The sequence below is a fragment of the Actinoplanes sp. 13 genome, from assembly GCF_056134165.1.
Genome location: NZ_JBVYOQ010000007.1, coordinates 169126 through 182474 on the forward strand (window position 1 = coordinate 169126; position 13349 = coordinate 182474).

General features: G+C 69.7%; 17 protein-coding genes. 8 read left to right on the forward strand and 9 right to left on the reverse strand.

Annotation, left to right across the window (positions count from 1 at the left end; genetic code table 11):
* The first annotated feature begins 5 nt into the window (after nt 1–5).
* Together AC0NH5_RS17250 and AC0NH5_RS17255 are read left to right on the forward strand one after the other, a co-directional pair.
* Nucleotides 6–1136 (forward strand): NAD(P)/FAD-dependent oxidoreductase, encoded by a 1131-nt coding sequence (locus tag AC0NH5_RS17250; protein ID WP_474404760.1) that lies wholly within the window; start codon nt 6–8, stop codon nt 1134–1136.
* Between the two features lie 116 nt (nt 1137–1252).
* Nucleotides 1253–1975, forward strand: coding sequence for a VOC family protein (locus AC0NH5_RS17255; RefSeq protein ID WP_474404762.1), 723 nt, complete (start codon nt 1253–1255; stop codon nt 1973–1975).
* An 81-nt stretch (nt 1976–2056) separates the two neighbouring features.
* Here the strand turns inward: AC0NH5_RS17255 and AC0NH5_RS17260 are convergent, their stop codons facing one another.
* On the reverse strand, nt 2057–2962 hold the full coding sequence (locus AC0NH5_RS17260; RefSeq protein ID WP_474404764.1) for a phosphotransferase enzyme family protein: 906 nt from the start codon (nt 2960–2962) through the stop codon (nt 2057–2059).
* Nucleotides 2963–3041: 79 nt separating this feature from the next.
* Nucleotides 3042–3539: a hypothetical protein gene (locus AC0NH5_RS17265; protein ID WP_474404766.1), complete on the reverse strand. Its 498-nt coding sequence runs from the start codon at nt 3537–3539 to the stop codon at nt 3042–3044.
* A 700-nt stretch (nt 3540–4239) separates the two neighbouring features.
* On the opposite strand from AC0NH5_RS17265, the gene AC0NH5_RS17270 reads away from it, so the two are divergent.
* Both AC0NH5_RS17270 and AC0NH5_RS17275 read left to right on the forward strand, forming a co-directional pair.
* Nucleotides 4240–4371, forward strand: coding sequence for a hypothetical protein (locus AC0NH5_RS17270; protein ID WP_474404768.1), 132 nt, complete (start codon nt 4240–4242; stop codon nt 4369–4371).
* Nucleotides 4371–4703, forward strand: a complete 333-nt coding sequence (locus AC0NH5_RS17275) for a hypothetical protein (RefSeq protein WP_474404770.1) — start codon at nt 4371–4373, stop codon at nt 4701–4703. The genes AC0NH5_RS17270 and AC0NH5_RS17275 overlap by 1 nt, the downstream gene beginning before the upstream one ends.
* Nucleotides 4704–4863: 160 nt before the next feature.
* Here AC0NH5_RS17275 and AC0NH5_RS17280 read toward each other — a convergent pair whose 3' ends face one another.
* A complete protein-coding gene (locus AC0NH5_RS17280) occupies nt 4864–5709 on the reverse strand; it encodes a helix-turn-helix transcriptional regulator (protein WP_474404772.1) in 846 nt (281 codons plus the stop codon).
* Between the two features lie 103 nt (nt 5710–5812).
* Between AC0NH5_RS17280 and AC0NH5_RS17285 the strand changes: the two genes are divergently transcribed.
* Nucleotides 5813–6541, forward strand: coding sequence for an SDR family oxidoreductase (locus tag AC0NH5_RS17285; RefSeq protein ID WP_474404774.1), 729 nt, complete (start codon nt 5813–5815; stop codon nt 6539–6541).
* A gap of 39 nt (nt 6542–6580) precedes the next feature.
* On the opposite strand, the gene AC0NH5_RS17290 is transcribed toward AC0NH5_RS17285, so the two are convergent.
* A complete protein-coding gene (locus AC0NH5_RS17290; RefSeq protein WP_474404776.1) occupies nt 6581–7465 on the reverse strand; it encodes a fructosamine kinase family protein in 885 nt (294 codons plus the stop codon).
* Between the two features lie 4 nt (nt 7466–7469).
* The gene (locus tag AC0NH5_RS17295; protein ID WP_474404778.1) at nt 7470–8483 is read right to left on the reverse strand and encodes a carboxypeptidase-like regulatory domain-containing protein; all 1014 of its coding nucleotides are present in this window, start codon (nt 8481–8483) and stop codon (nt 7470–7472) included.
* A 98-nt stretch (nt 8484–8581) separates the two neighbouring features.
* On the opposite strand from AC0NH5_RS17295, the gene AC0NH5_RS17300 reads away from it, so the two are divergent.
* A complete protein-coding gene (locus AC0NH5_RS17300; RefSeq protein WP_474404779.1) occupies nt 8582–9127 on the forward strand; it encodes an N-acetyltransferase family protein in 546 nt (181 codons plus the stop codon).
* 36 nt (nt 9128–9163) lie between these two features.
* A complete protein-coding gene (locus AC0NH5_RS17305) occupies nt 9164–9784 on the forward strand; it encodes a DoxX family protein (protein WP_474404781.1) in 621 nt (206 codons plus the stop codon).
* A gap of 18 nt (nt 9785–9802) precedes the next feature.
* On the opposite strand, the gene AC0NH5_RS17310 is transcribed toward AC0NH5_RS17305, so the two are convergent.
* From AC0NH5_RS17310 to AC0NH5_RS17320, 3 genes are all read right to left on the reverse strand, one after another.
* Nucleotides 9803–10213 (reverse strand): hypothetical protein, encoded by a 411-nt coding sequence (locus tag AC0NH5_RS17310; protein ID WP_474404783.1) that lies wholly within the window; start codon nt 10211–10213, stop codon nt 9803–9805.
* 130 nt (nt 10214–10343) lie between these two features.
* On the reverse strand, nt 10344–11165 hold the full coding sequence (locus AC0NH5_RS17315; RefSeq protein ID WP_474404785.1) for an SDR family oxidoreductase: 822 nt from the start codon (nt 11163–11165) through the stop codon (nt 10344–10346).
* Nucleotides 11166–11238: 73 nt separating this feature from the next.
* Nucleotides 11239–12096 carry a LysR family transcriptional regulator gene (locus tag AC0NH5_RS17320; RefSeq protein WP_474404787.1) on the reverse strand — a complete coding sequence of 286 codons (858 nt, stop codon included), beginning with the start codon at nt 12094–12096 and terminating at the stop codon, nt 11239–11241.
* Nucleotides 12097–12178: 82 nt separating this feature from the next.
* On the opposite strand from AC0NH5_RS17320, the gene AC0NH5_RS17325 reads away from it, so the two are divergent.
* On the forward strand, nt 12179–12601 hold the full coding sequence (locus tag AC0NH5_RS17325) for a DoxX family protein (protein WP_474404789.1): 423 nt from the start codon (nt 12179–12181) through the stop codon (nt 12599–12601).
* A 213-nt stretch (nt 12602–12814) separates the two neighbouring features.
* On the opposite strand, the gene AC0NH5_RS17330 is transcribed toward AC0NH5_RS17325, so the two are convergent.
* Nucleotides 12815–13093, reverse strand: a complete 279-nt coding sequence (locus AC0NH5_RS17330) for a hypothetical protein (RefSeq protein WP_474404791.1) — start codon at nt 13091–13093, stop codon at nt 12815–12817.
* Nucleotides 13094–13349 lie beyond the last annotated feature (256 nt).

The following is a 13349-nucleotide window of genomic DNA, read 5'->3' on the forward strand; positions in this document are numbered from 1 at the left end:
CGTTCATGAAGACCCCGCACATCGCGGTCCTGGGCGCCGGATACACCGGCTTGGCGACCGCCCAGCTGCTCGCCAAGCGCACCGGCGCGACCGTCACACTGGTCAACAACCGCGACCGGTTCGTCGAACGTATGCGCAACCACCAGCTCGCCTCCGGCAAGCACGTTCACCACCTGCCGTTGCGCGACCTCCTCCGGGGCAGCCGCATCCGGCTGATCATCGATCAGGTCACCCGCATCGACATACGGGAACGCCGGGTCGAGCTGGCAGGCGGCGTCCCACCGATCGACTACGACCTGCTGGTGTACGCGGTGGGCAGCCACGCCGACACGGAAACTGTCCCCGGCGCGGCCGAGCACGCCTGTTCCGTGGCCGTCGCCGAGCAGGCCGGCCGGCTGCACGATCAGATGCGCACCGCCGGCACAGTCGCCGTCGTCGGCGCCGGGCCGACCGGTCTGGAGACGGCCACCGAACTGGCCGAGACCTGTCCCGACCGCACAGTGCGACTGGTCTCCCGGGGAGCGCTGGGCGAAGGGTTGTCCGAGCACGGCCGGGAACACCTGAACCGGGACCTCGACCGCCTCGGCATCCAGGTCTGGGAGAACGCCGACGTCGCGAAGGTCGACGCGGACGGTCTGGTGCTGGCGGACGGCGATCACATCAACGCCGACGCGGTGGCCTGGACCGCCGGCTTCAAAGTCCCGGAACTGGCGCGCGAGGCCGGCCTGGCCGTCGACGAGCGCGGACGCATGGTCGTGGACGGAACCCTGCGCTCGCAATCCCACCTCGAGGTCTACGGCGTCGGGGACGCCGCGGCCGCGCACACCCAGGACGGGCGGGTGCTGCGCATGGGCTGCGGGCCCGGGGGACTGGCCGCCGCGTGCTCCTTTCACGCGATCACCGCCCGCCTGGCCGGACGCACCCCGGTCCCGCTACGCGTCAAGGACGACGCACTGTGCATCAGCCTCGGCAGGCGAGACGGCATCCTCCAACCCACCGACCTCGACGGCAACCCCCGCGGAAAGGTGCGCACCGGCCTCCCGGTGGCAATGCTCAAGAATTTCGTCCTCCAGGTCACCGGCCGGTACACACCTCGCTACCCCAACCTGCTCGTGGCCGGCGCCGGACAAGGATGACGCCCCGGTCGCCGAGCGGCACGCGACTGCGGTTGCATCGGCCGATCGGATGGCAGCAGGCGATGATCGGCTATTTCCATGTGCGACGGACCATCCGCAACGCCTAGGAAGGAGCCATGGCCAACGAGGTAACCGTTCCCCTGCTGCCCTGCGCGTCGATTGACGACATCGAAACCTTCTACGGGGTTCTCGGCTTCAGCACCACGTACAGGCAACGCAAGCCCTACGCCTGCGTGGGACTGCAACGGGAAGACCTGAATCTGCAGTTCTTCGAGATCGCCGGGTTCGATCCGGAGCAGTCCTACGGCTCCTGCATCGTGCTCACCTCGGACATCGCGGGGCTGCACGGGGCTTTCGCTGCCGGCATGCGGACCGCGTACGGCAAAGTCCTGGTGTCCGGAACGCCGCGGATGACACGGCCTCGGGCTCGAAAGAACGCCGACGGGATGGGCGGGTTCAGCATCATCGACCCGGGCGGCAACTGGATCCGCGTCTTCCAGAACCCCGCCACGATGCCCACGCCGGCACCCGTACCCGCACCCGCCGGACGACTCGCCAAAGCGCTGGCGAACGCCGTCGTGCTGGCCGACTCCAAGGGCGACGCCAGGCAGGCAGTCCGCATTCTCGACAGCGCGCTGGCTCGCCCGCAGGACGACGACCCTGTCACGCACGTAGAGGTTCTGGTGTACCGGGCAGAACTGGCGATGGCGCTCCACGACCGGGAGACCGCGACGGAGATGCTGGCCCGCGTCGAGCACATCACACTGAACGCGGACGAGACCGAAAGGGCGGCCCCGGCCTTCGAGATCGCTGCCGACCTCACAGCGGCGCTGCGATGAGCTCACGGCGCTGAAGATGGAGGCGACGCGTTTGTTTGACGAGGATGTCGGCTGGGCGCCGATGGTGCCACGCGTGCTGCTTCACGGCGCGGAAGCCATGTCGTCCAGCCGGCTGAGCCAGGCGTGAGCGTCCGCGAGGCCGCGTTCGTTGTCGGCGGTGCTGGTGATGCCGGTCAGGTCGTTGGTTGCGATGCGGCGGGCGAAGTAGTCGGCCTGCACCGCCCACCGGAAGCGCAGCATCACCCACATCGCCCGTTCGACCTCGGCCCGCGGCACCACTGCTTGTTCCAGATAGGCTTCGATCAGAGCGCCGGCGTGGTCCGGCCCTCCGGCGTACATGACGGCCGACGCCAGATCATACAGCAATGGACCGATCATGGCGGTGCTCCAGTCGATCAGACCGCAGACACCCTGAGCGTTGTCCATCCGGAACGCCTCCGGTGCGGGATCGGTGTGCAGCAGGCCCCACGACAGCGTTCGAGGGCCGAGCTGGTCGTAGGCCGCGACAGCTGCGGCGACGGCCGCTCGTACCCACGGTCGAACGTCCAGATGCTCGCCCTGCGGGTCGACCCAATGGAACCGTTCCGCATGGGGAACCGATACATCGAGCAGCGTCCGGTGGACTCGGGCAAGCGTCGCGCCGATGAGCTGCTGATCGTCCGGATCAGAGCCCGACAGCTCCTCGCCCGGAACCCAGGTCAGCAAGGCCAGCGGGATGCCATCGAGATCAACAACGCCGTCCCCGTCGCGGGTTGCCAGCGGCGCCCCGGCGGGGATCCCCGCATCATCGAGCGCGGCCGAGACCGTGAGGCCGGCCGCGAACGACCGTCGCGAGGCCGGCACGACTGCTTTGGCGACCCAACGCTCGCCGCCGGCGGTGACGAACCACGTCGCGGAATTCATCCCGCCGTTGTGTACCTCGACCGTTGCCGCTGACAGCCCCCACAAATCCGCCAGGGACTCACGGAGCCTCACGTCACTGATCATGCCTCGAAGTCAAGCAGGCAAGGACGTAACCGGCTACCGACTTCCACAGCGGAACAGCAGGGGTACAGGAAGTCCTTCGTCAGCGGCGCTGCTGCTTCTTCTTGTGTTTGGAGGGGGCCGGACGCGGGCGGGTCCGCGTACGTTTCAGCACGGACGGGTCCGTCGAGTTGTCCGGAGCGGTGATGATGCGGATCAGACCGACCAGCAGGCTGCACACCAGGGCGATGATCGCGTAGACGATCATCGCGACGTTCTCGGCGCTGTCCACCGGCGGGGTCGGCAGCCCGCGCCGGGCGTTGGGCCAGGCCGAGTGCGGATGTACCGCGGAGACGAGCAGCAGGCCGACGGTAATCCACTGCCACGGCACGAGACCGTCGTTGCGGTGCCGGACGGTGCGCCACAGCCAGCAGACGGCGGCCAGGCCGCCACCGATGCCGCCGGCCATCAGCCCGTTGCGCCACTGGTCGGTGCCGATGATCGTCGCGCCCTCCAGCCGGCCGACGAAGTACCACACAGCGGGAGACCCCAGCAGGATCACCATCATCACGAACATCGAGTTCTCCGAGCGCGACCGCACGGCTCCCGAGGATAGGGCCGTGGCGCCGCGGCTGATCACGGCAGGGTTCGGATGTCTGATCAATGTTGTCGGCACAGGCCGCATCAGGCGTGGTCGGCGGAGACCCGTTGGACCACCATCGATGAAGAACGCGGCTATCCGATGTGGGGTGAGCAACCAACCCGGTCTCCAGCTCGGACCACTCCTATCACCATCGACCAAGTCGACAGGCTACCGCTTTGCGCGACCTTCACCGGTTTCGGGGATGTCCCACGGGCCAGGACATTGTGGCTTGTTGTTCTGAGCGACGAGCCCAGGTACTACTTCTTTCCGACCGTGCCGGAGCCGTCACGGCATCGATGGATTGCTGAGAACGTCACTCTCGGCACTCCTGGAGAAAAACCGGGCGAGCCGTTCACGGTGATCGCGGGGCTTTCCGATGCCGCAGGCGATCGAATGATCCAGGGTTTTAATTGGCAAGGCTCAGCAAGTTTGCCGTCGAGCCTCAGAGAGGTATATCGAATTTACATGAAGCGTGGAAATGGCATTCAACCCTGCCGGGAGTAGCCCGTAGATCCACCTGAGCCGACCGCGGACCCACTCGAGGCCGACACAGGCCGACGAAGCCCGGGCCGACTGCAAACCGGATGGCGCTGTCGGTTCGGTTCGCACGGCGTCTGACGGCACTGCGACGGCGCAGGGCCAGGGCTATCGCTGCTGCATGGCGCTCCGCATGCTGGGGTCGCGATGGTGGCTACGAGCGCCGGATCGCGAGACCGTGCTGAGCCGGCCGACATGGTCGGTGTCGCCGGTGATCTTGAACGTGGAGAGCCTGTTCGGGACCATGGCGTGATGCCCAGACTGATCGTTGAGGTTCACGTTCCGCTGTTGCCGGCGCCGGGGGTCGCTCCCGGCGAATACCAGTTGCCCTGGATCGACGATGTCGAGGACTTCCTGGCGGATCTCGACCAGGAGACTGACGGAGCGGAGGACTACGACGACGGCGAGACGCACGGCGATGCCTACGTCTTCTTCCTCACCGGAACCGACGAGGCATCGCTGCTCCGGGCGGCGTCACGGCTGGCGACATTGGACCGGGTGCCTCCCGGGTCGTACGCCATGGTCACCGACGATGAAGCCGCCGAGTTCGGGCTCGGCCGCCGAGTCGACCTGCCGCTGAGTTGATCAGCCCGAGCCGCGGATGACGAGCGGCCTATGCCATGGCGTTTCTGATCGCTCGCGCGTGGCTGTCGAGAAGCGACCGTTCGCGTTGCGGCGGCCCGGCCTTGCGGGTCCAGCCGTCTCCCGCGTAGCGGGGGATGACATGCAATTGAGCGACAGCGGGTCAGTCCGAGGTCGCCCACTGGATCCCGAGGACGTCGAGCAGTTTCAGTGCCTCGGCGGCCGGGCTGCCGGGTGCCGCGCTGTAGATGATCAGGCGCTGGCCGTGGCCGGCGATGTCCAGCACCTCGCATTCGAGGGTGAGTTCCCCGACCGTCGGATGGTTGATGTGTTTGATGGTGGTCCCACGTCGCACGCACACCTGTAGCTGCTCCCACTGCCGGACGAATTCCGGGCTCGCCGTGGAAAGCTCGGCGATCAGCTGGTGAATGCCCGGGTCCTGCGGGAATTCGGCGGCGGCGGCGCGCAGTTCGGCGACACATTCGGCGGCGAACGCAGCCGAGTGCGGGTCGGCCAGCGCGGCGGCGGAGTGTTCGCCGGTGAACAGGTTCCAGATGATGTTGCGGCGTTCCCTGGGCCACGATGACGGGTCGCCCATCAGGGCGGCCGCCATCCGGTTCCAGGCCAGAATCTGATACTTCACATCGATGACGTACGCCGGAGTGTCGTCGAGCCGGTCGAGCAGGTGCAGGACACCGGCGGGCACGTCGGGGCTGGGGCCGTCCGGGGCGGCCGGCACCTCACCGGCCAGGTGGTACAGGTGGGCGCGTTCAGCGTCGTACAACCGCAGCGCGCGGGCCAGCGCCGACAGCACCTGCCGCGACGGCTGCGGGCCGCGCGCCTGTTCCAGCCGGGCGTAATAGTCCACCGAGATGCCGGCGAGCCCGGCCACCTCCTCGCGCCGCAGCCCGGGGGTGCGGCGCCGGGGGCCGCTCGCCAGGCCGACGTCGCCCGGCTGCACCCGGGATCGGCGGCTGCGCAGGAACTCGGCGAACTGGCGGCGATCCATCCGGTCATCCTGCACCGGCGGACGGGTCGGCAACCAGGGACCGCCAGTCCGCGGTTCAGCTCGTCTCTGCACATCGCGGCGCGCCGGCCGCAGGCTCAGCACCATGAGTGAGCCGAAGATCGCCCTCGTCACGGGGGCCAACAAAGGAATCGGATTCGAGATCGCCCGGGGGCTCGGCGCCGCCGGCGCGACGGTGCTGGTCGGGGCACGGGATGCGGCACGGGGAGCCGGCGCTTCCGAGAAGCTCGCCGCCGAGGGGATCACCGCGGTGGCCGTGGAGCTCGACGTGCTCGACCAGGTCTCGGTGTCTGCCGCCGCCGCGCGCATCGAGCGCGAGTACGGCCGGCTGGACATCCTCGTCAACAACGCCGGCGTTCTGCTGGAACGCGGGCAGGCGCCCAGCCGGATGCCGGTGGCGCTGCTGGAACGCACCTACGCCACCAATGTGTACGCCGTGGTCACGGTGACCAACGCGCTGCTGCCGCTGATCCGCCGGTCGGCCGCCGGGCGCATCGTCAACATGTCCAGCGGCCTCGGCTCTCTGGGGATCACCAGCGACCCGCGGGGACCGTACGCGCAGTTCCCGCTGCTGGCGTACAACTCGTCGAAGAGCGCGCTGAACGCGGTGACCGTCTCCTACGCCAACGAGCTGCGGAACACACCGATCAAGGTGAACGCGGCTGATCCTGGATATTGCGCCACCGACATGAACGGGCACGCCGGACCGCGTACCGCGGAGCAGGGTGCGATCGCAGCGATCCGGCTCGCGACGCTGCCCGCCGAGGGCCCGACCGCCGGTTTCTTCAGCGAGGACGGCGCCGAACCCTGGTAGGGCCTCAGCGAGGCCGGAGGTCAGGAACGCGGCGAGATGTCAGTTCCGCGCCCGGAACGGGGCGAGGGTCGCGCGGATCTGGTCGGCGGCGCCCCAGTCGTCGTCGAACTGGGCCAGCACGGCGAGGTGCTGCCGCAGCTGGATGATCGGCATCCGGGCCGGCCAGCCGTCGTCGAGGGAGGTCAGCTCGGCGTAGCGGGCGAAGAACCGCTGCGCCTCGGACGGAGGCGAGGTGGACCACACGTGGGCGAGGTCGACCTCGGCCCACATGTAGGACACCGCCGGGTCGATCAGCGCCGGCCGGCCGTCCGGGGCGGCCATCAGGTTCTGGGTCCACAGGTCGCCGTGGGTCAGGCAGGCCGGCCGGTCCGGCAGCAGGTCGGGCAGGCGCTGACACAGCCGCTCCAGCGCCGCCCGGTCACCGGTGTCGAGGGCCGCCTCGACGCGGGATTCGCCGAGCCACCGCAACAACCGGTGCTCGGCGAAGAACGCGTAACCGTCCGTGCCCCAGGTGTTGATCTGGCGGCGGCGGCCCAGCCAGTTGTCGCTGTGCCACCCGAAGCGCGGGTGGATCGTGCTCAGATGCAGGCGGGCCAGCGCATGCGCGAACTGCTCCCAGAAGTCCGCATCGCGCGGCCGTGGCCGCAGCACCGACAACACGAGAAGCTCGTGATTCACCCGGACCACCTCGGGTGTCGCCACGCCGCCGAGATCCCGCAGAGCCGTCAGCCCGTCGGCCTCCGCGGCGAAGACGTCGTCGTCCGGTGTCTCGGCGAAGGCCTTGACGAACACCGGCGGCGCGTCCCGGCGGGTTGCTATGCCCGCGAGCGCGGCCAGCCCGCCCGGCACCGGCTCGACCGTGACGACATCGCGAAACCCGGCCCGATGCAGGCAGCCGAGGAGGAACGTCGCCGGGTCCGTCACGAGATCAACGATCCTGCCCGGTCGTGCGCGGACCCGGCGGCACAATGCGCAGCAGGGCGGTCGGGGCATCGGCCAGGCCCACCGCGGACGCCGGTGCGTTCCGCCTGCGGATCATCACCAGCACGAGCGCGCCCAGCCCCGCGGCGACCAGGAGCCCGCCCAGAAGGATCCACAGCGGCGAGCTTTCACCGTTGTCGCCGACCTCGTCAATGGTGGCCGGCGCCGCTGCGGCGGCGTTCTCCTCGGGGCCGGGCTCCACGGTCGCCACGGGCAGGCTCGTCTCGGCGGAGGGCGACGGTGACGTCCGGGCGGGCTCGGCCACAACGGCCATCGTCAGCCGCACGGTCGCGGCGCTGCCTGCGGCACCCTGCGTGGTCGCGCGAGCGGTGTGATAGCCCTTCTTCCGCCCTTCGATCGTGATGAGGCCGGCGGCGATCGGCTTGCTGCCGCTCGATCTGATCGAGAACCTGCCGCTCCGGTCGCTGGTTGTGCGGTAGTCGTGTCCGGCACTGTCCTGGACGGTCACGCTGGCGCCACCGACCGGCTTCCCGTCGTCGTCGCGGACCCGGCCGGAGACCCGGCTCACGGCGGACGACGGCTTGGCGGCGCCGTGCACGAAGATCATCTTGTGGTCGAACGCCGTCTGCGTGCCGATGCGGACGGAGACCGCGAGGTTGCGGCCGCTCACCTCGCTCGGGTGGACCTTGGGCGCGACGACCGTGGCGTCGAAGGTCTCGCTCCGGCCGGGCCCGATGACGGGGGAGGCCGAACACCCGGCGGTGCAGTCGAGGCCGCCGGAGACGGCGACGAAGACCGTCTCCTTGCCGCGCCCGTTGTTCGTGGCACGGAACCGCACGCGCACCGACTCGCCGGACACCACGTTCTCCGAGGACACACTCACGATCTTGATGGCCGGCGGGGCAGCCGTCACGGGCGCCGCGGAGACCGTGAGCGCCACCCCGGCCAGTGCTGCTGCCGCGGCCGCTCGGATCCGCCGGGCCTGTGCGCGCGTCGTCACGTCCGAATACCTCATTCCAGGGCGGCAACGCCGATCGATGACACCGCGGGCCACTATGCCCTGCCACAGCTGCGCCCCGCGACTCCGGTGCCGCCCCGGTGGTCGCGTCCGGCCGGGTAAATCGTTTGCCCGTCGGTTCCGAGCAGCAAATCATCCTGGCCATGGATACCTCGAGCGCAGGGCTGCTGGGACCGACGAGCTTCCGACGTGCCGAGGCGGGCGACGCGTCGGCGGTGGCGGACATCCTGATCCGGTCCCGCCGTGCGTCCGCCGGCGCCATTCCGGCGGCGGTTCACCCCGACGACGAGGTACGGGAATGGGTCGGCGCCGTCGTCATCCCCGGGCGGGAGGTCTGGCTGGCCGAGAGCGGCGAAGGTCGTACGCCGGCGGTCCTCGTTCTTGATGGCGACTGGATCGACCAGCTCTACGTCGAACCGGCGGTGACCGGCCAGGGATTGGGTTCACAGCTGGTGGAACTCGCGAAGTCGCGTCGCCCGGACGGGCTTCAGCTGTGGACGTTCGCCTCCAACCTCCGTGCGCAGAAGTTCTACCGGCGTCACGGCTTCACCGTGGCCGAGGAAACTGACGGATCCGGCAACGAAGAGAAGGCGCCCGACATCCGCTTCGTCTGGACGCCCGCGTAGGACAACACCGGCCGTGATTCCGTGGTGGCCACGGATGTGGATCCGTACCGCCGGGCGAGACGCTGTGTTCCTCAGCCATCGGACAGGGAGACGGCAATGACTTCGTACCTCGGTGTGAATCGGCTCGAAATCAAGACTGAGCGGCGTGAACCGCGATTGACCCTCAACGGCGTCCTGTGGGCGCTGCAGATTCTGTGGGGTTTCTTCTTCGCCGGCAACGGATTCGGCAAGGTGCTGCTGTACGACGGTGACCTTTATGCGCGGGCGCCCCAGTCGGTGGCCTGGTTCGGCGCGGTGCCGCAACCCCTCATCGTCTTCATCGGTGCCTGCGAACTGCTCGGCGGTGTCGGCCTGATCCTGCCGGCCGTCGTCAGGGTCAGGCCGAGACTGACGCCGCTCGCCGCGGCCGGCCTGGCCCTGACGATGATTCTCGCCGCCGGCTTCCACGTCTTGCGTGGCGAATACGCGCTGGTGCCGGTGAACCTCGTGCTGGGCGGCGTCGCGGCATTCATCGCGGTGGCACGGTTCGGCCGGCGGCCCGTCGCACCGGCGCCGCTCACCGTCCGGCGGGTGCTCATGTCGCTCACGGTCCTCGTCCTGATGACGCTGACCATGATCGTTCCGACCTGGTACACGATGACTCACCCGGCGGTCTGACCTCGAACAACAAGGCGCCTACTCCACCCACCACCAGCCGTCTCCCACCTCCCGGCGCGGAGACCCGAAGTCGCCCGAGGCAGTGGTGATGCGCATCCCGGTGGTGGGTGGAGCGGCGAGATACGCGAGACCGGTGCCCGATTCGGCTCGCCAGTTCTGCCACATCTGCACGAAGAGAACGTCTTGTCCGGCGTAGGCGAATCCGGACGGCGACAGGGAACGGACGTCGGGCGGCAGGGTGAGGCTGCCGTCCAGGCGCCCGGCACGGTATTCCTGAGCCAGTTCCGCGAGCGCCGTGCGGTGGGCGCGGTATCGGTGGTCGACGTAGTCGCCCTCCGAATGGTTCCGGGTGGTGGCGACGACGACGGTGGCGGCCACGGCCAGGGCGGCCACGGCGACTCCCCAGGACCGTTTGATGCGAAGCGCCACTCGACTTCCCCCCGGTCGGCTGCCGGCAGCCCAGCAGGCATGGCGTAGACCCTGCGGCACCGGCCGCTCCGGCGGAAGACCTGTCACGAAACCTCCACACGATCTCCCCAGGCCTCCCGCCGGGTGATCCTCACTCGCGGAACTGGCCGGCGTTCTCCCGCGCCCACTGCGCGAACGTCCGCGCCGGGCGGCCGGTCACCTTCTCGACGGTGGGCGCCACCGTGTAGCCGATCTCCGGTGTGCTGCCGTGCGCCCACACGAAGAACTCGATGACCTCGTCCGGGAAGCCCTCGGCCCGCCACTGATCCCTGGCCTGTTCCTCGGTGAGCGCGATGAGCCGCACCTCCCGGCCGATCGTCTCGCCGAGGATCCGCACCATGTCCGGCGGCGTCAGCACCTCCGGGCCGGTGATCGGCAGCTCCTGCCCGCCGTAGCCGCCGGCGGCCAGCACCGCGGCGCCGACCGCACCGATGTCCGCTTCGTGCACCATCGCGCTGCGGCGCTCGACGAAGCCCGCCCGCACCACGCCCTCGTCCCGGATCGAGGGCGCCCAGTCCAGCGCGCCGGACATGAACTCCACCGGCACCAGCACGGTCCATTCAAGATCACTTTGTTGTACGGCCGTCTGCAGCGGAGTGTCGCCCCCGCCGTTGAGCACGGTGACCCGCCGCACCCCTGCGGCTCGCAGCTGCTTCACGACAGCCGCGCTCGTCTGCTCGCTCAGCGGCTCCTCGCCGGCGAAGGTGATGAGCTGCACCGCCTCCACGCCGTCCAGAGCCGGGGCCAGCGAGGCCGGGTCGGTGAGGTCGCCACGGACCAGTTCGGCGCCCGGCAGGTCCGCCTTGCCGGGATCGCGGGTCAGCGCCCGCACCGCGTGTCCCTCGTGCGCCAGAGCAGCCACGGTGTGGCGGCCGACGTTTCCGGTTGCGCCGGTGACCAATGTCGTCGTCATGAGGCCGACGCTATGGCGACAAGCGGTCAAGTCCCGTCCGCAATGCGATCGGTGTCGGACTTCGCCGGCTCGCCTACTGATAAGCGGCGACAGCGATCCGGGCGAACGAGCGGATCAGCGGGTCCTCCCGTGCGCTCGCCCACGCCACCACCAGTGGGCTCGGCGGCATGTCGGTCAGCCGGACCCGGACCAGCCCGTCGGGGAGTGCGTGGGTCAACGGCGCGACCCCCACCATGCCGTTCCAGAGGACGGCCTGCATGCATTCGGCGACCGTGCGCACCACCAGCCCCGGATGCCGGCCCCCGACGGGCGTCGCGCCGTTCCAATAGGTGCGCCAGAGCGGATCCGTACCGTCCGGGAGCCGGAACCACGGGCGATCGGCCAGGTCGGCCAGACTCACGGTGCTGTGGCGGGCGAGCGGGTCCTGCGCGCGCAGGACGACGCCGACCGGATCGGAGCGCAACACCCGCACCGTGATGCCGGTCTCGTCGAACGGCCGCCGGGTGAGCGCCACGTCGGCCAGGCCGGTCCGCAGGCCGGCGGTGGGATCGCTGAAATCCGACTCGCGGAAACGGATCGCGACGGCCGGATGGTGGTGGCGGAAGGTGGCGGCCAGGCGGCTCACGCCGTCACCACCGTCGCCGAGCGTGCCGATCGTCAAGGTCGTGTCGCCGGCTGCCGCGGCCACCCGGGCGCGGACCTGGTCCGCCTGGGCGAGCAGGGCGGACGCCTCGGCGCGCAGGGTCTCACCGGCCGGGGTGAGGGCGACACCGAGAGCCGAGCGGCGCAGCAGGACCACGCCGAGGTCGGTCTCCAACTGCCTGATTGCCCGGCTCAGCGGCGGCTGGGTCATGTGCAGCCGCGCCGCGGCCCGCCCGAAGTGCCGTTCCTCGGCGACGGCCACGAAGTAACGTAGCAGGCGAAGCTCCATCACCAGCGACGATACCGGTTCGGTATGGGTGGTACGGAAGCGGACTTGGACGCCGGCCAAGCACCTGCCGCAGGGTCGGCACATGCCATTCGATCGTGCCTGGGCGCCGACCCGCTCGTACTGGATCATCGCCACCCTGCTGGCGGCCCTCTACCTCTATGCCGGCGGCATGAAGATCCTGCTCACCCAGCAGGAGCTTCTCCCGCTGATGGGCTGGGTCGACCGGGTCCCGATGCCTGTCGTCCGCGCCATCGGCGTGCTCGAGGTGCTCGGCGCGGCCGGTCTCGTCCTGCCGCCGCTGACCGGCATCCTGCCGCGCCTGTCGGTGGCCGCGGCCGCCGGGCTGACCCTCATTCAGGTGGGCGGCATCGTGACGCATGTCTCCCGCGGCGAGTTCGCCGACATCGGGCTCAACATCGCCCTGCTCCTGGCTGCCGCCGCCACCGCGTGGCTGGCCGCGGCCCGCCTGCGTACCCCGGCGGCGGCAAGCCGGAGGAGAGCCTGAGGCGTTGCCCGGTCGTCGCCGTTACCAGCGGTCCTCGCGGCAGAAAGCGTCGTTCCGGCTCATCAACGGGCACCTTCCGGCTTCGTGCGGCCCCGGGCCGGGGCTGTCACTGGATCGGGTGCACCGGGGCCACCTGCGTGGGACGTACGCCGGTCAGCGCTGTCTGACGGTATCGCTCGGGCCGGCCGGTACCGCCGGCCCGAGCGAGCCATCTCAGAAGGGCGCTGGGCCGCTGCCGGAGAGCGACACGAGGATCTGGGTGGCGAGAAGCTTCCGGACGCCGGTGACGGCAACAGTGCCGATCTGGTCGTACGGAAGCTCAAGCTGCAATCCGTCGGTCGCGTCGCGAAGGTTCGCACTTGTCTGGTCCGGGCGGAACGTGCCGCCCCAGCCGTCGGCCCCGCCGCGCTGATTGGTGCTGAGCGAGGCCATGCCGGACACGTGGGTGCCGTCGACGAGGGTGAGCCTCGCCGGACCGGAGTAGGTCGTCATAGTGGCCAACCGTAACCGGCTCGGCCGCGCAACGTTGAGCCTGTCGCCCGGTCAGTACCCGATTCGGAAGCCCGACCTGTCACTCAGCCGGGCCGGCGAGGGGGCCGAGCAGCTGTGCCGCAGGTGCGCCGGCGAGGTGACACCGGCGATGCACCGGCCGCCGGCCGGGCGTCGTGAAGCATCATCCCACCGAGTGACCTGCAGGCGTCGCGGTGCGGCTAAATGGGATGACAGCGCACTTGAAGATCGACACGCT